This window comes from Klebsiella sp. R390 (assembly GCF_051131745.1).
Classification (GTDB): domain Bacteria; phylum Pseudomonadota; class Gammaproteobacteria; order Enterobacterales; family Enterobacteriaceae; genus Klebsiella.
The window spans coordinates 3,204,971-3,229,399 of sequence record NZ_CP180445.1 but is presented as its reverse complement, the minus strand read 5'-3'; the positions used below and the strand labels follow the sequence as shown (position 1 = coordinate 3,229,399).

The following is a 24,429-nucleotide window of genomic DNA, read 5'->3' as shown; positions in this document are numbered from 1 at the left end:
TGACTACCCGGCATCATGCTTTACCGGATCGACTATTGGTTACAATACACCCAGCCCGCTCGGCAAAACAACATCATTCTCATAACATTTAATTTACTTTTACAGCGATTTACGGGCTGTGATGAAGGCATGTTCCTTCGCAGGGTTATTTGCTAAAATATGCCCCCTTCATAACATTATTTACTTTATCCCCTTGCGGATTATTTGCATAAAAATTCATTCCTATGCATAATGATGTTGTTTTTACCACCATAATTTGGGTGACTTATGCGAAGTTCGGCAAAACAAGAAGAACTGGTTAAAGCGTTTAAACTGCTGCTTAAAGAAGAAAAGTTCAGCTCTCAAGGCGAGATTGTTCAGGCGCTGCAGGAAGAAGGTTTCGATAATATTAACCAATCGAAAGTCTCCCGCATGCTGACAAAATTTGGCGCGGTGCGTACCCGGAACGCCAAGATGGAGATGGTCTATTGCCTGCCTGCCGAGCTCGGCGTCCCGACCACCTCCAGCCCACTGAAAAACCTGGTCCTCGATATCGACTATAACGATGCCGTGGTGGTCATTCATACCAGCCCGGGTGCTGCGCAGCTGATTGCCCGTCTGCTGGACTCCCTCGGCAAAGCGGAAGGCATTCTTGGCAGTATTGCCGGTGATGACACCATCTTTACCACCCCGGCCAGAGGTTTTACCGTCAAAGATCTGCATGACGCGATTCTGGTGCTGTTCGAACAAGAACTGTAAGCCCCTTCCCTCTGGCGCCCGCCAGGGGGTCATTCAAAAACGCAGCATTTCTTTAACATTAAGTGTGGTTTTCCGCCTCTATACATTCCTTTACCGAATGACAGCGTCTAAAACGCACAAAATATCAAATCCGCCTATCCATATGATTTTATTCGCTATAACACCAGACCATGGCGAAAAAATGACATTCCTAATACTTATACGTTATAAAAACGACAATTCCTTGCAATTATTTACTCATAAAACAATTAGCAAGGTATTAATATTTTCGGTGATTAGTGTATACTTGATTTTGTGATGAGGGTCACGAAACGAAGAGCCCTCAATAATAAGATTCGACGAGGTGAACATCATGAAAATCAAAACAACTGTAGCTGCACTCAGCATTCTGTCGGTTCTCTCCTTTGGCGCTTTCGCCGCTGACTCGATTAATAGCGAGCAGGCGCAAGGCCGTCAGTCAATCGGCACTGTTTCCGTCGGCGCGGTGAACGCATCCCCGATGGATATGCATGAAATGCTGAACCAGAAAGCTCAGGAAGAAGGTGCTTCTTCCTACCGTATTATCGAAGCCCGCACCGGTGACCACTGGCACGCAACGGCTGAGCTTTATAAATAAGATTTAACGATTGTCGGTTATTAACTGAATACGAATATTCCCAGCGGCCCAGGTTCATAAGACACCTCCCGCCGCTGCAACATTACGGTTGGAGTAAAGATTATGAAAAGTGCAATGATCATCGCATCCCTGGGCCTGGCTTCCGTTCTCTCCTTCGGCGCGAATGCCGCCGTGAATCAGGTCAGCGCGGAGCAAGCTCAAAATCTGCAATCTATGGGTACCGTGTCTGTTTCTCAGGTAGGCAGCGCCCCGATGGATATGCGTCAGGAACTAGCGGCGAAAGCCGAGAAAGAAGGCGCAAGCAGCTACCGCATTATTGAAGCCCGTACCGGCGATAGCTGGCACGCTACAGCTGAGTTGTACAAATAAACCCTCGTCGTCTATTCCGACGACTTGCCCCCGCCTGTCGGGGGCTTTTTTATGCCTGTCTGGCGTTAAAGCGTAGCTCCCCTTCCAGCTCTTCTTCCGCTTCATCAAACAGCAATATCAACGCCCCAAAGCGCCGACGCTGCTTATCACTCAAGTGAATAAACTCAATCTCCAGCGGCAACGGCAGCAGTCCTCCTGTGACGACTTCCCACAATGAGTCCAGATTATTCACCTTGTCACGATTGAGCATGAAAGTCCGTGAGAATTCACGATAGAAATCCTGCTGTTCGGCTATATCATCGAAATCAAAGGTATAGATAGTCATCTCCCGCACCCTGTCAATATCGCGCCATTGTCACCCGTCCCGATACTCTTTCTGCGCCGGGTTTTCCACCCGCTCTCCTGTACAGAACGTAAACGTCCTCGACGCTTAAGTATAGTGATAAAAAAACCGACGCTTCAGGCGTCGGTTCAGAGGGTTAGCTGTTGGTGAGGGCTTGCTGGTATTTACGCAGCATCTCCACCAGCCTTCGAACGGGTTCGGTCACCTGCGGTGAGGCTTCCCAGAGCTGCAGCTTTTCCTGATAAACGTCCAGCTCCTCTAACAAGCGAGCGAAATAGCGACGCCGTTTATCATCGTTACTGGCGGACATCACATGATCGGCAGTACGCCGCAGTTGACGGTGGAACGCCGACAGATCGTCGTTCACCGGCACCGGGGCATCCCGCAGTCGTTGATGGGCGATAATCAGCGTTAACGCCAGGCGAAAGCGAGCGATGTCCCCAGGGAACTTATTCAACAACAGGAACAGCTGCTGATACAGCGCAGGAAGATGGTTCTCTTTGCGCCGCGCAGTGCTGGTCGTCAACGATGAAACTGCAGCCGACACAAACTGATTAAGCAGCACGCGTCCGGTACGCGCTTGCGAATTATCCCGCACTAACAGAATCACCATCAGCGCCAGGAAACAACCGACGATCTGCCCTAGCGCGCTATCGAGGAACTGGCTGAATTGAAACTGCATTGGGTTGTCCAGAACCAGTATGTTGATAGTGCTCGCCAGCGCCCCCAACGACCCCAACCGCCGTTTTTGGACCTCAATACCAATAAAGAATGCCATGGCCGCCAGGCTGAGACACAGCAACAGCATGCTTTGCTGCGTGGCAGGCATAATCACCAGGAAAAACAACGCCCCGAGCGGTAAAGCTGCCAGCGTGCCATACAGGAAGTCAATTGCCACCATCTTCGGATTAGGCAGCCGCATGGCCAACGACGTGACCACCGCAATCATCACCATCGCCCCACTACCTGAAGTCCAGCCAGTCCACAGCCAGAACAACGTGCCGAGAATGCAGGAAATAGAGGTGCGCCAGAAGTTGACCATCGCATGATGGTGTTCAGCGGATCCCGCCTTCACCACGACTTCGCCCTGCAGCACGTCATCTTCAATCCGGCTGATTCGGGTATTGCCCACCACCCCGCGCTTCAGCAGTAGATAACGCGTCGCGGCGCCTACCCAGCTGTAGATCGTCACCGGCGTATTGTGTTCCCCTTTCCAGGTCAGAAAGCGGCGCATTCTTTTCAGCTGCCGGTGGACGTCCTGTACGCTTTCTACCGGCTCAGCAAACAGCTCACGATAATCATCGGTCACCATTTCCGGGCGCGAGTTCTGGATAAGGTAGGTTTCACAGGCCTGGGTAATCAGTGTTAACGAGATGGTATTGATCGCCTTCAGCCGTTGGTTGACCTTCGCCCAGCGCGAAGACTCCATAATCAGGTTACCGCGCATCCCTTCCAACGCACTGGTCCGGCGCACCAGCGCCCCCCAGGCTTTATCGACCACTTCGCTATCGCCATGCGCCACGCACAGCTGCATCAGCCGGTACTGATCGACCAGCAGATTATCCAGCTCCAGATCGATCTCTTTCTTAATCGAACGCGGGGAAAATAGCAGGTCGGCAATGATCGCGCTGACAATACCCACGACAATCTCGCTGCATCGTTCAACGGCGAACTGCGGCGCCAGCATCGGATCGGTGTGGATAGTGATAATAATGATAAGCGCGGTATAGCCTGCCAGCCCCCAGGCGTAGGAGTTTTCAACCCGTACCAGCGAGGAGATCCAGGTACAAAATCCCGCCCACAAACAGCACACCAGCATCATCAGCAGCGGTGCGCGGATCATCAAAATAATAATGGTCAGGGCGGCGATACAACCGATAAAGGTCCCGGCAATACGCAGCATGCCGCGATAGCGAATAGCGCCCGAGTAAGGTTCTCCTCCGGCTGCAAACGCAGGTCCGGCGGTCACAATCGCCGCGGTCAGTACAGCCCAGCGTGGGGTTTCCAGCTGGAAGTGGAAGCCGACAAACAGCGCCAACACGACCGCACACGCTAATTTAATCGCGAAGCGAAGGTGCCGGGATGCAATGGTGAAGATGCCCATGGCGATTAACCAAACTCACGCAGGCGCATCGCCAGTTTCTGGAAGAAATTAGCCTGGCTGGTATCGCGGTCTTCCTTACCGGTAATCACTACCGTTGCGGTTGTCCCGGCTGGCCACAGATTGCCTTGCTGTTTGTCGAGACGGATACGTACCGGAACACGCTGCGCCAGACGCACCCATTCGAGGTTGGAGTCCACGGAGGCCATCCCTTTCGCATCGACGCTGCTGCTGGCGTTGGTCACCCCGGCGGCGATACTGTCTACCGTCCCTTTAATGGACAGGCTACTGCCCAGCGGGGTGATTTCCGCGCGGTACCCCTGACGGACACCTTCCAGCTTGGTCTCTTCGAGATAGGCCACCACGTAGAAGGTGTTTTGTTTAACCAGTGCCACAGCGGTAGAGCCGCGGGTAATAAATTCGCCATTGTAGACGTTGAGGTTAGTCACCCAGCCATCGGCTGGCGCACGCACCACCGTACGTTCAAGATCGAGCTTAGCCAGATCCCGGCTGGCCACGGCTTTCGCCAGCTGGTGTTCCACGGTTTGTAAAACGTTATTGGCCTGGTCTATCTCTTCACGAGACATCGCCTGCACGCCCAGCCTGTTACGGCGCCCGGCTTCAACACGTTTTTCCTGCGCCAGTGTCTGGTAATAGGAAACGTCGGCCTGAGCTTCTTCCAGGGCTTTCTGATAACGCGGCTGATCAATGACAAACAACACCTGGTCTTTCTTAACCAGCTGGTTATCCTTGATATTTACCTGTGAAATCAACCCTGATACATCAGGTGCGATGGCCACGATATCGGCACTAAAGCGTGCATCACGTGTCCAGGGAGAGGCGGTGTAGTAGACCCAGGCGCGAAAAATCGCGACAAACGCCAGGATAACCAGTATCACAGTGATTGCGGTACGGAAGATATTTCTTGTTAGTGTTTTCACATCGACCTCAAACGAACAAACGCGATATCAGATAAAAAAGGCAGCAATATAACGCGGTATTGAAAAGTGCAGGATGCCAGACAAAATCATAGATGCCGGTGGGAACCAGCAGCCGATGCACCAGCCAGAAAACGGCCAGCGATATTAGCAATTCAAAGAAGATCGGCGGAAATGACAAGCCGAAAATCACGATGACAGGGAACAGACTCATGATGACCTTGATAAGAAGCGTACAGGTGGTAGCGTGAAGCGTTTATTATTTAGCTAACAATATAGTAACGTAACCATTGCAGCATGATCTATATTATGTGATCTAAATCACTTTTAAGTCAGAGTGAATAATGGAACGATTAAAACGCATGTCCGTTTTTGCCAAAGTGGTTGAACTGGGTTCATTTACCGCCACGGCACAGCAGCTTCAGATGAGTGTCTCTTCCATCAGCCAGACAGTCTCTAAACTGGAAGATGAGCTACAGGTAAAGCTGTTAAACCGCAGCACGCGCAGCCTGGCCTTAACAGAAGCCGGTAAAATTTATTACCAGGGCTGCCGCCGGATGCTGTTTGAAGCCCGTGATGTCCACGAGCAACTCTACGCATTTAACAATACGCCTATCGGCACGCTGCGCGTCGGCTGCTCTTCAACTATGGCACAGAATGTCCTCGCCCACATTACTGCAGGTATGTTGAAAGAATATCCGGGTTTGTCGGTCAACCTGGTCACCGGTATCCCGGCCCCGGACCTGATCGCCGACGGCCTGGATGTGGTGATCCGCGTTGGAGCGTTACAGGATTCCAGCCTCTTTTCACGACGCCTCGGCTCCATGCCGATGGTGCTCTGCGCGGCGAAAAGCTATCTGCAACAGGCGGGGATCCCGGAAAAACCCGCCGATCTAGCCAGCCACTCATGGCTTGAGTACAGCGTACGCCCGGATAATGAGTTCGAAATTATCGCCCCGGAAGGGATCTCCACCAAACTGATCCCGCAGGGCCGTTTTGTCACCAACGATCCGATGACGTTGGTACGTTGGCTGACTGCCGGCGTCGGGGTGGCCTATGTTCCGTTGATGTGGGCGATCGAGGAGATCAACCGTGGCGAACTGGAGATCCTGTTACCCAGCTACCAGTCCGATCCTCGCCCGGTGTATGCGGTGTACACCGAAAAAGACAAACTGCCGCTGAAGGTGCAGGTGTGTATAAACTCGTTGACGGAGTATTTTGTCGAAGTGGCAAAAATTTATCAGGGCATGCACGGCCGCGGAATCGCCCGCTAGCGCGCAAAACAGCAAGGTGAGATCACAGGGAATCAGGGTCAGATTGCGCCTCCGCCGAAGCGGAAGCGCATTGACGACAGTCAGGCAGTTCCGCCGACGGTGAGGTTATCGACTTTCAGCGTCGGCTGACCGACGCCCACCGGCACGCTCTGGCCTTCTTTACCACAAACACCAACGCCACTATCCAGTTTCAGATCATTACCGACCATCGAAATCTGCTGCATGGCTTCAATTCCGGAGCCAATAAGGGTCGCGCCTTTCACCGCTTTAGTGACCTTACCTTTTTCGATCAGGTAGGCTTCAGAGGTAGAGAACACAAACTTACCGGAGGTAATATCCACCTGGCCACCGCCAAAGTTAGGCGCATAGATCCCGTAATCCACCGATTCGATAATTTCCTGCGGCGTTGATTTCCCTGCCAGCATGTAGGTATTGGTCATACGCGGCATCGGTAAATGCGCATAAGATTCGCGACGGCCGTTACCGGTCGGCGCAACGCCCATCAAGCGCGCATTGAGTTTATCCTGCATATAGCCTTTAAGGATCCCATTCTCAATCAATACGTTGTATTGACCCGGGGTCCCTTCATCATCCACCGCCAGCGAACCACGACGATTGGCAATGGTGCCATCATCCACGACGGTACAGAGTTCTGACGCCACCAGCTCACCCATATGGCCGCTGAAGACCGAAGTGCCACGACGGTTGAAATCGCCTTCCAGGCCGTGCCCCACCGCTTCATGGAGTAACACGCCAGGCCAGCCGGCGCCGAGTACCACCGGCAACATACCGGCCGGTGCTGCAACGGCAGACAAATTCACCAGCGCCATACGCACCGCTTCTCGCGCCCAGGCATCCGCTCGAACATCGCCATCCTCGGAAGCAAGGAAATAGTCGTAACCAAAACGACCGCCGCCTCCGCTGGAACCTCGTTCGCGTTTGCCATCATCTTCCACCAGCACGCTGACGGACAGGCGCACTAACGGGCGAACATCTGCCGCCAGAGTTCCATCGGTCGCCGCAACCAGAATCAGTTCATAAACACCGCTCAGGCTGGCGGACACTTCCTGCACGCGCTTATCGGCAGCACGAGCAACTTTATCGACGCGACGCAGAATATCCAGCTTCTCTTCGCGACTCATGCTTTGCAGCGGATCGATACTGGTGTACAGCGAGCTATACTCTACTGCCCCCAGGGTGTGTACTTTGCCATCGCCGCTGTCGCGCACGATGGTACGGGCCGCCTGCGCGCTCTGTTCCAGAGCCAGTCGGCTAATTTGGTCGGCATAGGCGAAACCGGTTTTTTCACCGCTGACCGCACGCACGCCTACACCCTGATCAATGTTATACGAGCCATCTTTAATGATGCTGTCTTCCAGAACCCAGGATTCGTGATAGCTCGACTGAAAATAGAGATCGCCGTAATCAAGACGGCGCTCGGCCAACTGGCCAAGAATGGCAAAAAGATCCTGATGATTCAGGCCATTTGCCGACAGTAATTGTTCACTTACCAGGTTCAGACTCATCGTTTTGCTACTCATATGTTGCCGCGTATCAGGCGGAAGAATATACCCTAAATCGTTCAGGCTGCAGGACAATAGCGCCAAAAACACGATGAAACCGCACGGGCCTCAGTATCGATGGGTGCCGTCACCCGTCGCACACCGGCAGCCTGCAACGATAACGGGTATAAAACGCTATCTATTGAGAGTGCGATAATTCCCCGTAATCGTCAAATCATTGCTTTTTGTCGCTGCGCGCCTGGCGTAGAACTTCATTGATTTGCGGCTGGTCGATAGGACCGGTGATGCGATAACGCAAAATGGACACTTTGTTCCACAGCGGCCCCAGCACCTTACTGGCAGCAAAGACGGCGGCGCCGACAATCGGGTTAATAACAAACGCCGTTGCCACGCCGACGGTAGCGGAGATTTCGGGCGCCACCACCGCTTGCAGATCGAGCTCGCGTCGCACCAGATCGACCGAGCCTCTCATGGCAATATCCGCTTCAAGGCCATCGACCAGGGTATCGTCGGTATTCAGCACGCCATCTTTAATCCATGCCGTGCTGTTGATCGAATCGAAATAGAAGCCTTCGCTAAAGGTATCGCTAAAGTCGAAACGCAGCTTGCGCAGCAGCGCGTCGACGCTCAGTAAACGCAGCAGCTGACCGGCGTGGCCAGTGCTGATATCGGTAAACTCGCCTTTACCAAGGTGGCTTTTCAGCACCCCGTTAAGCGACGCCACATCCGGCTGCCACGGCGGCGCGCGCCAGTGTAAATCGTAGTCGACATCAAACGACGAGCCTTTCACCGGCGTGGAGATCCCGAAGAAGCTGACGAAAGCATCCGTTTTATTACCGTGGAGCTTACCCTTCAGCGATGTCCGCACGACGCCGGGCGCATTCACCCACACGCCTTCAGAGGTGAGACGGCCAAAACCGGTATCCACCAGGCCGTTCGCCAGCGACAGGGTATCGCCTTGAATGGCGAAATCGCCATCGATGCGACCGTACTTCTGCCCCCATAGCCAACACTCCGCGCAGCGGAGCTGGAGATCGGGCCATCCGCGGAAATCAAGGCGATTATTGGCAAGCGGGGCGCTGCTCGTGGTGTCAGCGGACTTTTGGGCGCTGGTCGGGTTGTAATACAGATAGCGAATGGCTGCCTGCCAGGGAGCATGGTCGCGCATCGTCAAGGTAGCGTTGATTTCCCGCCCCTGGGCTTCCACCTTAGAACCGCCTGCATCCGGCTCGCTCACCAGGCTGACGTTGTTCCAGCGTTGACCGGCGAAGGTCAGCGACGGCGTACGTAACGTAATGCGCTGTGGGAAGACGATATTGCTGCTGACTTCATTGACGGCGCCGCCCTGGAACAGAGCCAGCCACTCCGCGCCATCCATCGGCGGCATATTCAGCTCAACCCCGGCCTGATCCGGTAGCGGAGAAATCGCTTTGCTATCAGAAGTTAAAATGGCGCGATCGAGAGTCAGCTTACGGTTCAGCAGCCAGCGGCTGTTGAAATGATTTTTCCCGCCGATGGTCCCGGTCAGTTCAAAGCTGTTTAACCCGCCTTCGGCATTAATTTTCACCGGTAGCGCGACGCCCGCCGGTTTATCTACCGGAGAAGGTAAGTGGCTACTTACATTTTTCAGGTCACCGCTGATATCGACTTTATAGCTCGCGCTCCCGCGATACGGCAGCTCAATCGCCACCTTGCCTTCCCACGGCACGCTGCCGCTCAGGGCATCATCAACCGCTTTTGGGAGCAGCCCCATGCGTGAAGGCTGCCAGTTGGCGTTCATTCCCACGTTCACCGCAAAGGCTTTTGGCCCTTCAGTAGTGGAAAAATCGACATTCAGCGGTTGATTGAACCAGTTGGCTTTCAGGGTATCGCTTTTCAGATCGCCATTCACAAAGCTGAATTTACCGTTGAGGTCTTTCAGCGTCGTATCGATTGGCTTGATATACAGATTGTTATTCGCCAGTACCACGTCGCCTTTGGCGGTGGTGAGCTCGCCATCCAATGGAATATCAAGATGTAAGCGAGCGCTCACATTCCCATCTAACTGCAGTTCATCCAGCGCCGATCCCAACGTCTCTTTCAGCGGAGTCTCTTTAAAGTACGGGCCGACGTCTTTCCCCGGGCCGTTCACATCGGCATCGATAAGCAGTTTTTCCTGCGAATAATCCGGGATGGCTGCATCAAGGTGGGTAGCGGCAACTTTACCCAGCATCACCTTATCGGACTTCATCCATAAGCCGTTATTGATAAAGTCGAGGTTGATATCCAGTCCGGTCAATGCCGGCCAGTCGGGTTGAAAAGCAAAGGTCGCGTTGGTTAACGGCACCGACACCTGGAACTGGCCTTCGTTGTGAAGGTACGGGAACAGATGCGGATTGCCGCCGTATACCAGAGTGGCGTCAGTCGCATTGCCGCCTTTAATCGCGCCACTGAGATAATCGACCAGCGCTTTCCCCATCAGGTTTTCCGGGAAATAACGCCATGCCTGACCACCGTCATTGGTGCTGATCCCTGCCAGAATACCCAGCCACGGCTCATCGTCCTGCGGCTGTAAATAACGGAACCCTCCGCGGGCGCGTACGCCGGTCGCCTGCACGTCAATATTGCGCCCGTCGAGCATGAAGCCTTTGTCATTCTTCACCCAACTGAGGGTGGCATCGCCTTGTGCAATTTCCAGCGGTGCACGGAAGACCGTGGCATAGGGCATTTTCGCATCCGTTATACTGGCATGCAGTGCGCCGTTCTCCACGCTACCGGCAGCGTTTCCGGAGAAATGCTCGGCCCCTGGTAACAGCTTCCACTGTTTCCAGGCGAGATCGCTCCAGCGCGCCTGAAAGCGGGACTTATCCGCCGCCTGCAGCGGAATGTCTAACGCCAGAACGTCGATGATGCCGGTAGGCTGCGTGGTCCGCCAGATGTCGCCCAGTGCCGGCGCTAACTTATCCGCAAAAGGCTGCAGTCCGACCAGGCCATTCAGATCGAGATTGCTGGCACGGATGCGCAGTTCATCACTGCGTAAATGTGCATCGCCACCCACGTCCTGCGCCGGGATCCACGCCATCGCCAGCGCGCCGCGTGGCCAGGCTTTACCATCTATCGAGATGCGGGTATCCGGGATATGAAAACCCCAGCCCTGCTTCTCACGGAAGATTTGCGCCGTCAGGTTATCCACCGTCAAATGATGAGGTTCGCGTTCGCCCTTCCAGCTGGCGCCGCCCTTTTTCAGCCAGACATCGCCCCCGGCGATATCGCCTTTGTCGATGTTCATCCAACCTTCAAGGCTAAAGCGCGCGTTTTGTAACGCGATATTGTCCTGCATCCAGCGTCCGAGCCACGGCTTAACGTCAATGTCGTCGGCTTGCAGCCACACCCGCCCCTTGTTCAGTAATCCATTTTCATCACGCAGGTCCATGCGTACCTGCATCACCCCATGCTGGCCATTCAGGCTGGAGAGGCTCAGCTGGCCTTCTGCACGGTGGCGATTATTCGTATTCAGCCAGGTGAGCTGGGGGATGGCTAGCTCCGCACGCTGGCCGGAAATAGTCACAAAACTCAAATGGCTGTCGCGCAGGATAAAGTGGTCGAACTGACGCAGGAACAGATCGCCAATATGGTCGGTTTTCAGACTATCGCCGCCATCATTGGTCTGGATGGGTGAATTAGTATGGACTTTTAACTGCCAGAAAGTGAGATCGCGGAACTGCCAGCGCATATGCAGCAGGCTTTGCCAGACATCCAGTGCCAGAGTGACACGTTTGGCAGACAGCTGACCGCCATCTTTCAGGCCCGCGCTGATATCACGAACATCGAGTGCCGGGCCAAAATTCTGCCAGCTGGCTGTCAGCTGTGAGGCATTGACCGGCGTGCCTGACATCGCGGAGATTTTTGCCAGCAGCTGTGGGCGCCATGCATCTAACTGCGGCAGCACGAGACGCAGGCCACTCACCAGCAGAGCGACGACAACAGTCAATGTTGCCACGGTGAGCAGTAATATCCCGGGCAGTCGTCTCACGCCTCTCTCCTTGTCAGACTTTTACACATCATCCGTCTGGTTGCCTCTGCGTCAGCGACCTTCACTTTACGGTGGAGTATCGCCAGTTTGTGTCCATAAATGCCTGAACAGAGGCTGCCGAATGATTACATCATAACGACATCAAACTGCTCTTGATTATAGAGCGGCTCAATTTGAACTTTGACCTGCTTGCCAACAAAGATTTCGACTTCCGCTAGCGCGTGCGACTCTTCCCCTTTCAACGTTTCCGCGACAGCAGGAGAAGCATAGACCAGGAAACGATCGGAATCGTAGGCATGGTGCACACGGACAATCTCACGCATGATTTCATAACACACGGTTTCGACTGATTTCACCGTACCGCGACCATGACAGGTGGGGCAGTCTTTACACAATACATGCTCAACGCTTTCACGCGTACGCTTACGGGTCATCTCAACCAGTCCAAGCTGAGAGAAACCGTTAATACTGGTTTTTACCCGGTCTTTACTCAGTGCCTGTTCCAGTGAATGCAGTACCCGGCGGCGGTGATCCTCATTATTCATATCAATGAAATCAATGATAATAATACCGCCCAGATTGCGCAGACGGAGCTGGCGGGCAATGGCCTGAGTCGCCTCGATATTGGTATTGAAGATGGTATCGTCGAGATTACGGTGGCCCACGAATGCACCGGTGTTGATATCCACGGTGGTCATCGCTTCCGTCTGGTCGATAACCAGATAGCCACCGGACTTCAGCTCTACTTTGCGCTCCAGCGCACGCTGGATCTCGTTCTCAACGTCAAAGAGATCGAAGATTGGCTGGCGACCGCTGTAATGCTCCAGCTTGCTGGTCATCTCAGGCATATATTCGGCTGTAAACTCGACCAGCGATTCATAAGTCAGGCGAGAGTCGACGCGAATGCGATCGAGGTGTTCGTCGGCAAAATCGCGCAGCACGCGCTGAGCCAGCGCCAGCTCGCCGTAGAGTTGATAGCGCGTCTGCTGACGTTTCTTACGCTCCATGACCTTGGTCCAGACCCGCTTAAGATAGGCGGCATCGGCGGCCAGTTCCTGTTCGTGTACACCTTCCGCAGCGGTACGAATGATAAAGCCGCCCTGCTCATCACAGTAGTCGGCCACCACGCGCTTCAACCGTTCGCGTTCCGCTTCACTTTCTATACGCTGGGATACGCCAACGTGAGAAGCGCCGGGCATAAACACCAGATAGCGGGAGGGGAGCGTAATATCGGTAGTCAGACGAGCGCCTTTGGTGCCGAGGGGATCTTTCACCACCTGCACCATCAGGTCCTGGCCCTGGCGCACCAGTTCGGAAATATCACGCACGGTGAACTGTTTTTGCTCTTCCCCGGCAACGCATTCGGTATGCGGCATAATATCTGACGCATGCAGGAATGCGGCTTTATCCAGGCCAATATCTACAAAAGCCGCCTGCATTCCCGGCAGCACACGACTGACACGCCCTTTGTAGATATTGCCTACGATCCCGCGTCGCGCTTCACGCTCAATATGAATTTCCTGCAGAATACCGCCATCAATGTACGCAACGCGCGTCTCTGATGGTGTTACGTTAACGAGTAGTTCAGCCGTCATCTTTATCCCTTTTCTTCACGCAGTGAGTTAAAGTTACTCAGCAACTCATACGTTTCTACCAGCGGTAAGCCGACTACGGCGTGGTAGCTGCCATTAATCTTCCTGACGAAACAGCCACCCAACCCTTGAATACCGTATGCACCTGCTTTATCGAGCGGTTCGCCGCTGGCCACGTAGTCAGCAATATCCTGCTCTGAGAGCAGGCGGAAGGTCACTTCCGTTATCACCAGGCAATCCAGCGTCTGTTGCTTGTCAGCCAACACCACTGCCGTCATGACCTGGTGCGTTTTACCGGAAAGCATACGCAGCATCTCTGCGGCATGGTCAGCGTCGCGGGGTTTTTCCAGCACTTCGCCGTTCAGTATGACGATGGTATCCGCACCCAGCACCGGCAGATCCCGTTCGGCCAGAGCCACGCCCGCCTGCGCTTTTTCGCGCGCCAGACGAACGACATAGTGCTCAGCGCTCTCCTGCGGCAAACGTTGTTCCTCAATGCCGGGAACCAGACGTTCAAAACACAGCCCCATTTGCGTCAGCAATTCCTGCCGACGCGGAGAGCCAGAAGCGAGATACAACATCATCATATCAACCTTATTGCACCGCAAATTGCTGACGCACCTTACGCATCAGGAGGAATAACCAGGGCCACAGCACACCGTTTACTACACTACTCCAGAACACTTCCGGACGGAAAGAGACGTTGATCACTAAAAACTCTGACCAGAAAACAACGATATCCACCGCGAGCGATAACATCATGACCACCAGCGCCTGTTGCCAGAGTGCCAGATTACGGAACAGCTGATATTTCAGAGCGACCAGATAAGCAATGATACTTAACGATAGCGCGCGAACGCCCAGTGTCGACCCGCTGATGAGGTCAAGGATCGCCCCCATCACGAAACCGGTGCCGACGTTGACTCGATGCGGTAAGGCGAGGATCCAGTAAAGCAGAATAAGGAACACCCAGTTTGGCCGGTAGACGGTAAGATCCGCCGGCCAGGGCATAACCTGCAGCAATAGCGCGATAAGAAACGAGAGCCAGATAACCCAGCGTCCCTGGCTTCGGTAGCTTGCCACTATTGCCCCCCTGCAGGCAGAGGTTGCGCAGGTGGCGTCAGGCCAGTTGCTGGCGCAGGCATTTGCGGCCCCATAGCATCCGGTGCCGGCAGAACCTGCGGCATCATCTGCATCAGGCGCTCATTGGCCACGCGATGGACTTCTTCCGGTGTCATCGGGTTAGCCCCGTTGCGATCGGCACCCCACAGCAGCAGCAGGTAGCGCAGACGCTGCAGACCCGCGGTCGGACGCGCCTGAATAACCGTATAGGCACGCTGCGTATCCAGCTTCACGGAAGAAACCACCCCAACCGGGTAACCTTCCGGGAAGCGCCCACCGAGACCTGAAGTCACCAGCACATCACCGACGCGAATATCGGTATTGGCCGGCAGGTGTTCCAGTTGCAAATCGTCAGTACAGCCGTTCCCGGCCGCAATCACGCGGATATCATTACGCAGTACCTGAATAGGCAAGGCATGGGTCGCATCGCAAATCAACAGAACGCGGCTGGTCAGCTTTGCCACCGCCACGACCTGGCCGACAACACCTTTGTCGCTGATCACCGGCTGGCCTTCATAGACGCCGTTGACGCTGCCTTTGTCGATGACAACCTGATCGCTGTAGGGATCGTTAACCGTTGAGATGACCTGGGTCACCATTTTTTGCTCGTCCTGGCGCAGCGGCGAGCCCAGCAGTTCACGCAGACGCGCGTTCTCCTGCTTGTACTGACCCAGCATCAGCAAATCGCTGTTCTTCAGCAGCAATTCCTGACGCAGTGCACGGTTTTCCAGTTCGAGCTGATCGCGGGTAGCCAGCGTTTGCGACACGCTGTCCAGTAATTCCCGGGGACCATTTGAGACAAAGTAGAAAGGACTGACGGCTGTGTCCATATACGTTCGGATCTGACTGAACGTACCCAGGCGGCTGTCGGCGATAATCACGCCAAGCGCCACCAAAACCGCCAGAATAAGGCGAATCTGTAGCGACGGGCCACGGCTAAAAATTGGCTTCATAGGCTATGCGTATTCTCGTGTCAGTTAAGACCAGGGGTAGCGTTTACGACTACCCCAGACCTTCGGCTGACTACTCTTCGCTAAACAAGTCGCCGCCGTGCATGTCGATCATTTCCAGCGCTTTACCGCCGCCACGCGCGACGCAAGTCAGTGGATCTTCTGCAACTACGACAGGAATACCTGTCTCTTCCATCAACAGACGGTCAAGGTTACGCAGCAGCGCACCACCGCCAGTCAGCACCATGCCGCGCTCGGAGATATCAGAAGCCAGCTCTGGCGGACACTGTTCCAGTGCGACCATTACCGCGCTCACGATGCCGGTCAGCGGTTCCTGCAGGGCTTCGAGAATTTCATTTGAGTTCAGGGTAAAGCCACGTGGCACACCTTCTGCCAGGTTACGACCGCGAACTTCGATCTCACGCACTTCATCACCCGGGTATGCCGAGCCGATTTCATGCTTGATACGTTCAGCTGTCGCTTCACCGATCAGTGAGCCGTAGTTACGACGCACATAATTAATCACGGCTTCATCGAAACGGTCACCGCCGATACGTACGGAAGAGGAGTACACCACGCCGTTCAGGGAGATAACCGCCACTTCTGTGGTACCACCACCAATATCCACCACCATTGAACCGGTGGCTTCAGATACCGGCAGGCCCGCACCGATTGCAGCCGCCATCGGCTCTTCAATCAGGAAGACTTCACGCGCGCCTGCACCCTGCGCAGATTCACGAATCGCACGACGTTCAACCTGCGTCGCGCCAACCGGCACGCACACCAGAACACGCGGGCTCGGACGCATGAAGCTATTGCTATGCACCTGTTTGATGAAGTGCTGGAGCATCTTTTCAGTAACGAAGAAGTCGGCAATAACGCCGTCTTTCATCGGGCGAATCGCCGCGATATTGCCCGGAGTACGCCCGAGCATCTGCTTCGCTTCATGACCAACAGCAGCGACGCTTTTCGGCGAACCGGCACGATCCTGACGAATGGCCACAACTGAAGGCTCATTCAATACGATGCCTTGTCCTTTTACATAGATGAGGGTATTCGCAGTACCCAGGTCAATGGACAGGTCATTGGAAAACATGCCACGAAATTTTTTTAACATACTAAGGGATAATCCTGAAAGCTGGGGCGGAAAACAAAATCCGCTTACTTTACCAACCACACGCAGCAGCGACAAGGCGCAAAAATCATCTGCTACGGTGAAAATTAGTGCAGTTCATGTCCTTTGTTACAAATTTACCGGGTCCATTCAGTGCTGAAATGTTCAGCAGCGCTCCGCGCTTGAATCCGTAACCCGTTAAAGGTCATTTACTGGCATTTACATTGCGATAATCCGGCAGGTAGACAAGCACACCCCCTTCACTATGGCGCGCGTTATTCTACGTGAAATCACGCTAAACGGCAGATCAAACCGAGTATCTTTGCGAATATTTTTTCACATTTGTGTCAAGTGGCTGTGAGGCGGCAAAAAATTCCCCCTGACCACCGGTGACACCGCACTGAGACAGCACCTGCCACTCGCTACGGCTCCGGACTCCCGTGGCAAAAACCTGAACCGGCATGCCCTTACAGGCCTCCACCAGGCTCTGCACCAGCAGCTGGTTCTCACTGCGCTTTTCTATATTGCGCGACAGCCCCGGGTGCAGCTTAATGACTTCGACGTCCAACTGCTTGATCCAGCTGGTTCCAACCAGCGTTAACCCAGCCTGAACAACCGCCACACGTATACCCAAAGCGTTCACCAGGCGCATGACCGGTTGTAAGCGGCCGATATATTGACAAACATCTGCCTCTGCAAGTTCAAAAATAATCCGTCGCCGTTGCGATTTTTCACATTGCATCAAAGTATCACGCAACCAGCGCTGAAAACGCGGCCGGATCAATGACTCAACGGTAACCTGCAGTGCCAGGTTTTCTTCGGGCCAAAAGCTTAAAAACGGCAGCAGTCGCGTCACCTGCAGGCGGTCATACTCTTCCGCCAGGCCAAACTGCTGCACCATCGGCATATATTCTGCCGCGATGACCTCTTCCGTCCCGTCGTACAGCCGTGACATCAGTTCGCGATGATGAACCCGACCGTCACGCGTTACCGCCGGTTTCTGATACAAACGGGGTCCCCCACGAGTGAGCATCTGCTCAATCAGCGTACGCCAACGGACGTTGCCGCGCCCTTTCTCCGGCAGCGAATCATCATAAACCGCCCAGCTATTGCTGCCCTGTAGTACCGCATTGCGGGTGGCAGCTTCTGCACGTTCCATCACCTGCGCCGCGGTCTGGCCGCTACGGAAAGCACAGATGCCAATATGCATCATGTCGTCACGATCAAGAATGCGGGTCGGAGGCAGCGCATCAACGGCTTTTAACAGCAGCCCGGCGATGCTATCGGCCTCTTTTAAGGTGCGATGCGGAAGGAGTACCGCAAAATCACTGCGGTGATAACGCGCCAGCAGCGATCCGGGGTAGCGCATAATAAAAGTAGAAAGCAGATTAATGAGCGTGAAGTAATGCTCTTCGGCAGCAGCACGCCCCCAGTTATCACGGAGCAGATCGAACTCCGGCAGGCGAATCATCATGACGATACCGTGTGACCCGACTTTTTCCTGATCTTCCAGCAGGGTCGCCAGCTGGTTGTCAAAAAACAGTCGATTGCTTAGCCCGGTTTTCGAATCCTGCGCAGCATAAGAACGAATGAGCGTATCCATACGGCTGCGCTGGTCGCTGGCAAACTGCAGTTCAGAGAGCAGCATATCCAGCGCGCTACTGGTGCTCGCCGGCCACTCGTGTACCGACCCTCTCACCTGAGGCCCACGCTCGCCGCTGAGGATGCGTGCCGCCCTCACCTCCAGCAGCTCCTGCCCCGCCAGTTGACGACGAACCCAGCGTACGGAGAAGAAAATCGCCAGCACCATCAGGCCAATGGCAATAGATAATGGCGCAGTGATATGTAGCGCGCGGAAATAGTTCACCATGGGGTCGAGATAGACCAGATGAAGCGTCATCCCCGGGTGTTTTAACGACGGTACGATGATTTCACGATACTGATTATTACTTCCCAGCGGACGATAGCTGTCGCTACGTGAGTGGCTGTATACCGACTTCCCGCCAAGCAGAAAATCCACCCGGACGATCTCGACCGGCGTCATCAGCTCATCCATCTGCGGCTCAAGCTTATCAAAGGAAGAGGTCACCAGGCGGTTATCCAGCATCGTCGCCACAGCCTGGACGCGATTTTCCATTTTCAGCTGAATACCGTTATAGAAACTCAGCGAAGCACCTATAAGCGTGACAAAGATGGTCAGGCTGGTAAGCAGCGTGACAAATGCTGAGAACTTCGTCGTTAATCGCATCCCTGTGTTAACTCCGCGAGTGAATGACCGCCCGATAGAAATTCAGGCTCCTGTACTAGCGCTGCTATACCTAAAGTAAGCACTAACTTTCTAAAGCGCGAGGCATACTATCAAAGCTGGCGTATCTGGCAATTTATTGCGTTAAATCGGCGTAATAATGCCGATAGCGAGTATAGTCTGCAGAAAAATTTTTCCAATCTTTGTACATATAAGGACCCGCATATGCAGGCTTTAATATTAGAACAGCAGGATGGCAAAACAATCTCTTCGGTGCAAACCATCGACGCCGGGCAGCTGCCGCAAGGCGATGTCACCGTCGATATTCAGTGGTCCAGCCTCAACTATAAAGATGCGCTGGCAATCACTGGCAAGGGAAAAATCATTCGAAACTTTCCGATGATTCCTGGCATCGATTTCGCCGGCACGGTTCACGCCAGCGAAGATCCCCGCTTCCACAGCGGCCAGAAAGTGCTGCTGACCGGCTGGGGCGTCGGTGAAAACCACTGGGGCGGCCTGGCAGAGCGCGCCCGGGTGAAGGGTGACTGGCTGGTCGCCATGCCCGCCGGCCTGGATGGCCGCAAAGCTATGGCTATCGGCACCGCCGGTTTTACCGCCATGCTGTGCGTAATGGCGCTGGAAGACTCTGGTATTCGCCCTCAGGACGGTGAGATCGTGGTGACGGGCGCCAGCGGTGGCGTTGGCAGCACCGCCATTGCGCTACTGCATCAGCTTGGTTACCAGGTCGTCGCGGTATCGGGTCGCGAAAGCACGCATGAATATCTGAAAAGCCTCGGTGCTCAACGCATTCTCGGGCGTGAAGAGTTTGCCGAAACCCGTCCGCTGGAAAAACAACTGTGGGCCGGGGCGGTCGATACCGTCGGAGATAAAGTGCTGGCGAAAGTGCTGGCACAGATGAACTATGGCGGCTGCGTCGCCGCCTGTGGCCTGGCCGGGGGCTTCGCGCTGCCCACCACGGTCATGCCGTTTATTTTGCGTAACGTCCGCCTTCAGGGCGTGGACTCGGTGATGACGCCACCGGCACGCCGTGCCGAAGCCTGGCAGCGTCTGGTCCGCGATCTACCGGAATCATTCTACGCCACCAGCACCACTGAGATCGCCCTTGGAGAGGCGCCGGCATTCGCCGACAAAATCATCAATAACCAGATCCAGGGTCGGACGCTGGTGAAGATCGCCTAATCTGCAATTTTTCGTGACATATTCGCGATAACGCTTCGCCTCCGTCATGCTTAGGAAAAAGCATGCCGGAGGATGTCATGAAACCCAAAAAACTCACGGAAGCCGATGTAACGGCCGAATCCGTTTTTATGCTGCAGCGCCGCCAGGTGCTTAAAACGCTCGGTATTACCGCTACGGCCCTTTCACTTTCTCCCGTCGCCCAGGCCGATCTTCTGGATTGGTTCAAAGGCCATGACCGCCCTCCCGCCCCGGCAGGTAAAGCATTAACCTTCGACAAACCCGCCCAATGGCAAAGCTCACTCGCGCTCACGCCAGAAGATAAAGTCGCGGGCTACAACAATTTCTATGAATTTGGCCTCGATAAAGCCGACCCCGCCGCCAATGCCGGCAGCCTGCGTACTGACCCCTGGACGCTGACTATTGGCGGTGAAGTCGCGAAACCGCTAACTCTTGATCATGATGACCTCACCAGGCGTTTTCCACTGGAAGAGCGCATTTACCGGATGCGCTGCGTAGAGGCCTGGTCGATGGTGGTGCCGTGGGTCGGTTTCCCGTTGCATAAACTGCTGGCGCTGGTTGAACCCACCAGCAATGCCCGGTTCGTGGCGTTTAAAACGATCTACGCGCCGGACCAGATGCCGGGGCAGAAAGACCGTTTTATCGGCGGCGGACTGGCTTATCCCTATGTGGAAGGGTTGCGACTGGACGAAGCGATGCACCCCCTGACGTTACTCAGCGTTGGCGTATACGGTAAAGCTCTGCCGCCGCAAAACGGGGCGCCGGTGCGCCTGACCGTGCCGTGGAAATATGGTTTTAAAGGCATTAAATCGATCGTCAGTATCGAGCTGACCCGCGAGCGTCCCCCCACCACCTGGAATCTGGCGGGTCCGGAAGAATATGGCTTTTACGCCAATGTGAATCCGCATGTCGACCATCCACGCTGGTCGCAGGCCACAGAACGCTTTATCGGTGCCGGGGGCGTGCTCGACGTTAAGCGCCAGCCCACCTTGTTATTCAACGGCTATGCTGACGAAGTGGCCTCGCTCTATCGGGGTCTTAATCTGCGGGAGAACTACTAGTGCGCCTGAGTGTAAAACAGATTACCTGGCTGAAAGTGGTTCTCCACCTGGCCGGTTTTTTACCGTTCATCTGGCTGTTCTGGGCCGGACAGCAGGGCTACTTTAGTGCCGACCCGGCAAAAGATATTCAACACTTTACCGGTAGGATGGCTCTTAAATTTTTGCTCGCGACCTTGCTAGTCTCGCCGCTGGCGCGCTACGCTAAACAACCATTATTGATTCGTACCCGGCGTTTGTTGGGATTATGGTGTTTCGCCTGGGCGACGCTGCATCTCACCAGCTACACATTGCTGGAGTTAGGGATCAACAACCTGGCGCTGCTGGGTTCAGAGGTGGTCAGCAGGCCGTATCTCACATTAGGCTTTATCAGTTGGTTGATTTTGCTGGCTCTGGCCGCGACCTCTACTCAAGCACTACAGCGAAAATTAGGCCGTCGCTGGCAAACATTGCACAACTTCGTCTATCTGGTGGCGATCCTCGCGCCGGTTCATTACTTGTGGTCGGTGAAGATTTTATCCCCACAACCGGTGATTTATGCGGTACTCGCCGCACTGCTTTTAGCATGGCGTTACAAGAAGTTCCGTCAGTGGTGGCGTTAATCACCGGATATGTGCAGTTTCCCGCAGATCTTTTATCAACCGCGACCCTTTTAACAATAGCGGTTGATAATCTTCCCTGATAAGACCAGTATTTAGCTGCCAAATGCTACGAAATCGTTATAATGTGCGACTTTGGTTTTCCTGACGGGGTTTTCGGACTCTGAAAAGGTGACAAGCGCGCTTCGAAGGTATATTTTGTTTTTTACCCGAGAATGGCAGGAGATAGCCGCACAATGGCTGACAAGTTTCGCATTTTGCTTTTAAACGGACCGAACCTTAACATGCTTGGAACACGCGAGCCTGAGAAGTACGGAACCCTTAAGCTTTCTGAGATTGTTAACCAATTGCAGTCAGAAGCCTCGGCTCTGAATGTCACGCTGGATCACCTGCAGTCCAATGCGGAGTTCGCGCTCATCGACCGAATTCATCAGGCTAAAGACACTGTGGACTATATCCTGATTAATCCGGCCGCGTTTACGCACACCAGCGTGGCTATCCGCGATGCGTTACTTGCGGTGAGTATCCCGTTTATCGAGATCCACCTGAGCAACGTACATGCACGCGAACCGTTCCGTCACCACTCCTATCTGTCGGATATCGCCTCGGGCGTTATCTGCGGACTTGGTGCGGACGGCTATTCATACGCTTTACAGACGGCGGTAAAACGCCTGTCACAATCACACTAAACAAAGAGTACGGAACCCACTCATGGATATTCGTAAGATTAAAAAGCTGATCGAGCTGGTTGAAGAATCAGGCATCTCCGAACTGGAAATTTCTGAAGGCGAAGAGTCTGTACGCATCAGCCGTGCCGCACCAAATGCGGGCTACCCGGTCATGCAGCAGGCCTATGCCGCACCAATGATGCAAGCTCAGGCTCCGGTTGCAGCAGCACCAGCAGCTGCCGCTCAGGCTGAAGCGCCGGCGAAAGCAGAAATCAGCGGTCACATCGTACGTTCCCCAATGGTCGGTACTTTCTACCGTACCCCGAGCCCGGACGCTAAAGCGTTTGTGGAAATCGGTCAGAAAGTTAACGTCGGCGACACCCTGTGCATCGTAGAAGCAATGAAAATGATGAACCAGATCGAAGCCGATAAAGCTGGCGTGGTGAAAGCCATTCTGATCGAAAGTGGCCAACCGGTAGAATTTGACGAGCCGCTGGTAGTCATCGAGTAACGAGGCGAACATGCTGGATAAAATTGTTATCGCCAACCGTGGCGAGATTGCACTGCGTATCCTGCGTGCCTGTAAAGAACTGGGCATCAAGACCGTTGCTGTGCACTCCACTGCGGATCGCGATCTAAAACACGTATTGTTAGCGGATGAGACGGTCTGTATCGGCCCGGCTCCGTCCGTAAAAAGCTATCTGAATATCCCGGCGATCATCAGCGCAGCTGAAATCACCGGTGCGGTGGCTATCCACCCGGGATACGGCTTCCTCTCGGAGAACGCGAACTTCGCCGAGCAGGTAGAACGTTCTGGCTTTATCTTTATCGGCCCGAAAGCCGACACTATTCGCCTGATGGGTGACAAAGTGTCAGCCATCACCGCGATGAAGAAAGCGGGCGTTCCTACCGTTCCAGGTTCTGACGGCCCTCTGGGCGAAGATATGGATGCTAACCGTGCCCATGCGAAACGCATCGGCTACCCGGTTATCATCAAAGCCTCCGGCGGCGGCGGCGGTCGCGGTATGCGCGTTGTGCGCAGCGATGCCGAACTGGCGCAATCCATCTCCATGACCAAAGCTGAAGCGAAAGCCGCGTTCAACAATGACATGGTCTACATGGAAAAGTACCTGGAAAATCCGCGTCACATCGAGATCCAGGTACTTGCTGACGGCCAGGGCAATGCTATCTATCTGGCAGAGCGCGACTGTTCTATGCAGCGTCGTCACCAGAAAGTGGTCGAAGAAGCGCCAGCACCGGGTATTACTCCGGAACTGCGCCGTTACATCGGCGAGCGCTGCTCCAAAGCCTGTGTCGATATCGGCTATCGTGGCGCCGGGACTTTCGAGTTCCTGTTCGAAAACGGCGAGTTCTACTTCATTGAGATGAACACCCGTATTCAGGTTGAACACCCGGTCACTGAAATGATCACCGGCGTTGACCTGATCAAAGAACAGCTGCGTATTGCTGCGGGTCAACCGCTGTCCATCAAGCAAGAAGAAGTTCATGTTCGTGGCCATGCGGTTGAATGCCGTATCAACGCCGAAGACCCGAACACCTTCCTGCCGAGCCCGGGTAAAATTACCCGCTTCCACGCGCCTGGCGGTTTTGGTGTGCGCTGGGAGTCTCATATCTACGCAGGCTATACCGTGCCTCCGTACTATGACTCAATGATTGGCAAGCTGATTTGCTACGGTGAAAACCGTGATGTTGCCATCTCACGCATGAAAAATGCGCTGCAGGAACTGATCATCGATGGTATCAAAACCAACGTCGACCTGCAGATTCGCATCATGAATGACGAGAATTTCCAGCACGGTGGAACCAACATCCACTATCTGGAGAAAAAACTCGGTCTGCAGGAAAAATAATCCTGCCCATGCAGCAAAAGGCCGGTTAATCCGGCCTTTTTTCTTTTTCTCTCCCCTCGTCTTTACCATGCGGTACAA

General features: G+C 54.3%; 22 protein-coding genes. 10 read left to right on the top strand and 12 right to left on the bottom strand.

Features of this window, described 5'->3' with window-relative positions; all coding sequences use genetic code 11:
* Positions 1–267 precede the first annotated feature (267 nt).
* The 3 genes from argR (at position 268) to yhcN-B (ending at position 1,723) form a co-directional block, all read left to right on the top strand.
* Complete coding sequence (argR, locus tag ACMYSP_RS15050; protein WP_041147448.1) at positions 268–738, top strand: transcriptional regulator ArgR; 471 nt, start codon at positions 268–270, stop codon at positions 736–738.
* 352 nt (positions 739–1,090) lie between these two features.
* Positions 1,091–1,354: a peroxide/acid stress response protein YhcN gene (gene yhcN, locus ACMYSP_RS15045; protein ID WP_434582875.1), complete on the top strand. Its 264-nt coding sequence runs from the start codon at positions 1,091–1,093 to the stop codon at positions 1,352–1,354.
* A gap of 102 nt (positions 1,355–1,456) precedes the next feature.
* Positions 1,457–1,723, top strand: a complete 267-nt coding sequence (yhcN-B, locus tag ACMYSP_RS15040; protein WP_123756927.1) for a DUF1471 family stress response protein YhcN-B — start codon at positions 1,457–1,459, stop codon at positions 1,721–1,723.
* Between the two features lie 49 nt (positions 1,724–1,772).
* On the opposite strand, the gene ACMYSP_RS15035 is transcribed toward yhcN-B, so the two are convergent.
* The 4 genes from ACMYSP_RS15035 to aaeX all read right to left on the bottom strand — a co-directional run bounded on the left by ACMYSP_RS15035 (position 1,773) and on the right by aaeX (position 5,319).
* Positions 1,773–2,048 carry a barstar family protein gene (locus ACMYSP_RS15035; protein ID WP_434582873.1) on the bottom strand — a complete coding sequence of 92 codons (276 nt, stop codon included), beginning with the start codon at positions 2,046–2,048 and terminating at the stop codon, positions 1,773–1,775.
* Positions 2,049–2,202: 154 nt separating this feature from the next.
* Positions 2,203–4,170 (bottom strand): p-hydroxybenzoic acid efflux pump subunit AaeB, encoded by a 1,968-nt coding sequence (aaeB, locus tag ACMYSP_RS15030; protein ID WP_434582871.1) that lies wholly within the window; start codon positions 4,168–4,170, stop codon positions 2,203–2,205.
* 5 nt (positions 4,171–4,175) lie between these two features.
* The gene (gene aaeA / locus ACMYSP_RS15025; RefSeq protein ID WP_434582869.1) at positions 4,176–5,108 is read right to left on the bottom strand and encodes a p-hydroxybenzoic acid efflux pump subunit AaeA; all 933 of its coding nucleotides are present in this window, start codon (positions 5,106–5,108) and stop codon (positions 4,176–4,178) included.
* Positions 5,109–5,115: 7 nt separating this feature from the next.
* Positions 5,116–5,319 carry a p-hydroxybenzoic acid efflux pump operon protein AaeX gene (gene aaeX, locus ACMYSP_RS15020; RefSeq protein WP_041147453.1) on the bottom strand — a complete coding sequence of 68 codons (204 nt, stop codon included), beginning with the start codon at positions 5,317–5,319 and terminating at the stop codon, positions 5,116–5,118.
* A 130-nt stretch (positions 5,320–5,449) separates the two neighbouring features.
* Between aaeX and aaeR the strand changes: the two genes are divergently transcribed.
* Positions 5,450–6,379, top strand: coding sequence for an HTH-type transcriptional activator AaeR (gene aaeR / locus ACMYSP_RS15015; RefSeq protein ID WP_123756273.1), 930 nt, complete (start codon positions 5,450–5,452; stop codon positions 6,377–6,379).
* A gap of 80 nt (positions 6,380–6,459) precedes the next feature.
* Here the strand turns inward: aaeR and tldD are convergent, their stop codons facing one another.
* The 8 genes from tldD to csrD form a co-directional block, all read right to left on the bottom strand.
* Positions 6,460–7,905 (bottom strand): metalloprotease TldD, encoded by a 1,446-nt coding sequence (tldD, locus tag ACMYSP_RS15010; RefSeq protein ID WP_123756272.1) that lies wholly within the window; start codon positions 7,903–7,905, stop codon positions 6,460–6,462.
* A gap of 211 nt (positions 7,906–8,116) precedes the next feature.
* Positions 8,117–11,914 (bottom strand): AsmA2 domain-containing protein YhdP, encoded by a 3,798-nt coding sequence (gene yhdP / locus ACMYSP_RS15005; protein ID WP_434582868.1) that lies wholly within the window; start codon positions 11,912–11,914, stop codon positions 8,117–8,119.
* Between the two features lie 125 nt (positions 11,915–12,039).
* A complete protein-coding gene (gene rng, locus ACMYSP_RS15000) occupies positions 12,040–13,509 on the bottom strand; it encodes a ribonuclease G (RefSeq protein ID WP_123756270.1) in 1,470 nt (489 codons plus the stop codon).
* Positions 13,510–13,511: 2 nt separating this feature from the next.
* Positions 13,512–14,093, bottom strand: coding sequence for a Maf family protein (locus ACMYSP_RS14995; protein ID WP_434582866.1), 582 nt, complete (start codon positions 14,091–14,093; stop codon positions 13,512–13,514).
* A gap of 7 nt (positions 14,094–14,100) precedes the next feature.
* A complete protein-coding gene (mreD, locus tag ACMYSP_RS14990) occupies positions 14,101–14,589 on the bottom strand; it encodes a rod shape-determining protein MreD (RefSeq protein WP_123756268.1) in 489 nt (162 codons plus the stop codon).
* Positions 14,589–15,581 (bottom strand): rod shape-determining protein MreC, encoded by a 993-nt coding sequence (mreC, locus tag ACMYSP_RS14985; RefSeq protein ID WP_123756267.1) that lies wholly within the window; start codon positions 15,579–15,581, stop codon positions 14,589–14,591. The genes mreD and mreC overlap by 1 nt, the downstream gene beginning before the upstream one ends.
* A 70-nt stretch (positions 15,582–15,651) precedes the next feature.
* A complete protein-coding gene (gene mreB / locus ACMYSP_RS14980) occupies positions 15,652–16,695 on the bottom strand; it encodes a rod shape-determining protein MreB (protein ID WP_002918653.1) in 1,044 nt (347 codons plus the stop codon).
* A 304-nt stretch (positions 16,696–16,999) separates the two neighbouring features.
* Positions 17,000–18,940 (bottom strand): RNase E specificity factor CsrD, encoded by a 1,941-nt coding sequence (gene csrD / locus ACMYSP_RS14975; RefSeq protein WP_434582856.1) that lies wholly within the window; start codon positions 18,938–18,940, stop codon positions 17,000–17,002.
* Between the two features lie 222 nt (positions 18,941–19,162).
* On the opposite strand from csrD, the gene acuI reads away from it, so the two are divergent.
* The 6 genes from acuI (at position 19,163) to accC (ending at position 24,351) form a co-directional block, all read left to right on the top strand.
* The gene (acuI, locus tag ACMYSP_RS14970; RefSeq protein ID WP_434582854.1) at positions 19,163–20,137 is read left to right on the top strand and encodes an acrylyl-CoA reductase (NADPH); all 975 of its coding nucleotides are present in this window, start codon (positions 19,163–19,165) and stop codon (positions 20,135–20,137) included.
* A gap of 77 nt (positions 20,138–20,214) precedes the next feature.
* Positions 20,215–21,216, top strand: coding sequence for a protein-methionine-sulfoxide reductase catalytic subunit MsrP (gene msrP, locus ACMYSP_RS14965; protein WP_434582852.1), 1,002 nt, complete (start codon positions 20,215–20,217; stop codon positions 21,214–21,216).
* Entirely contained in the window at positions 21,216–21,815 is a 600-nt protein-coding gene (gene msrQ, locus ACMYSP_RS14960; RefSeq protein ID WP_434582850.1) for a protein-methionine-sulfoxide reductase heme-binding subunit MsrQ, read from the top strand. Before msrP ends, msrQ begins: the two co-directional genes overlap by 1 nt.
* A 233-nt stretch (positions 21,816–22,048) precedes the next feature.
* A complete protein-coding gene (gene aroQ, locus ACMYSP_RS14955; RefSeq protein ID WP_123756262.1) occupies positions 22,049–22,501 on the top strand; it encodes a type II 3-dehydroquinate dehydratase in 453 nt (150 codons plus the stop codon).
* Between the two features lie 22 nt (positions 22,502–22,523).
* On the top strand, positions 22,524–22,991 hold the full coding sequence (accB, locus tag ACMYSP_RS14950) for an acetyl-CoA carboxylase biotin carboxyl carrier protein (RefSeq protein WP_434582848.1): 468 nt from the start codon (positions 22,524–22,526) through the stop codon (positions 22,989–22,991).
* Positions 22,992–23,001: 10 nt separating this feature from the next.
* The gene (accC, locus tag ACMYSP_RS14945; protein WP_123756260.1) at positions 23,002–24,351 is read left to right on the top strand and encodes an acetyl-CoA carboxylase biotin carboxylase subunit; all 1,350 of its coding nucleotides are present in this window, start codon (positions 23,002–23,004) and stop codon (positions 24,349–24,351) included.
* The last annotated feature ends 78 nt before the right edge of the window (positions 24,352–24,429 follow it).

Bases quoted from the DNA above. Each gene is read 5' to 3' on its own strand.
- rng (WP_123756270.1), bottom strand. From the start codon at position 13,509: ATGACGGCTGAACTACTCGTTAACGTAACACCATCAGAGACGCGCGTT.
- acuI (WP_434582854.1), top strand. From the start codon at position 19,163: ATGCAGGCTTTAATATTAGAACAGCAGGATGGCAAAACAATCTCTTCG.
- aaeX (WP_041147453.1), bottom strand. From the start codon at position 5,319: ATGAGTCTGTTCCCTGTCATCGTGATTTTCGGCTTGTCATTTCCGCCG.
- aroQ (WP_123756262.1), top strand. From the start codon at position 22,049: ATGGCTGACAAGTTTCGCATTTTGCTTTTAAACGGACCGAACCTTAAC.
- yhcN-B (WP_123756927.1), top strand. From the start codon at position 1,457: ATGAAAAGTGCAATGATCATCGCATCCCTGGGCCTGGCTTCCGTTCTC.
- ACMYSP_RS15035 (WP_434582873.1), bottom strand. From the start codon at position 2,048: ATGACTATCTATACCTTTGATTTCGATGATATAGCCGAACAGCAGGAT.
- mreB (WP_002918653.1), bottom strand. From the start codon at position 16,695: ATGTTAAAAAAATTTCGTGGCATGTTTTCCAATGACCTGTCCATTGAC.
- accC (WP_123756260.1), top strand. From the start codon at position 23,002: ATGCTGGATAAAATTGTTATCGCCAACCGTGGCGAGATTGCACTGCGT.
- ACMYSP_RS14995 (WP_434582866.1), bottom strand. From the start codon at position 14,093: ATGATGATGTTGTATCTCGCTTCTGGCTCTCCGCGTCGGCAGGAATTG.
- aaeB (WP_434582871.1), bottom strand. From the start codon at position 4,170: ATGGGCATCTTCACCATTGCATCCCGGCACCTTCGCTTCGCGATTAAA.
- msrP (WP_434582852.1), top strand. From the start codon at position 20,215: ATGAAACCCAAAAAACTCACGGAAGCCGATGTAACGGCCGAATCCGTT.
- accB (WP_434582848.1), top strand. From the start codon at position 22,524: ATGGATATTCGTAAGATTAAAAAGCTGATCGAGCTGGTTGAAGAATCA.
- yhcN (WP_434582875.1), top strand. From the start codon at position 1,091: ATGAAAATCAAAACAACTGTAGCTGCACTCAGCATTCTGTCGGTTCTC.
- csrD (WP_434582856.1), bottom strand. From the start codon at position 18,940: ATGCGATTAACGACGAAGTTCTCAGCATTTGTCACGCTGCTTACCAGC.
- mreC (WP_123756267.1), bottom strand. From the start codon at position 15,581: ATGAAGCCAATTTTTAGCCGTGGCCCGTCGCTACAGATTCGCCTTATT.
- tldD (WP_123756272.1), bottom strand. From the start codon at position 7,905: ATGAGTCTGAACCTGGTAAGTGAACAATTACTGTCGGCAAATGGCCTG.
- aaeR (WP_123756273.1), top strand. From the start codon at position 5,450: ATGGAACGATTAAAACGCATGTCCGTTTTTGCCAAAGTGGTTGAACTG.
- argR (WP_041147448.1), top strand. From the start codon at position 268: ATGCGAAGTTCGGCAAAACAAGAAGAACTGGTTAAAGCGTTTAAACTG.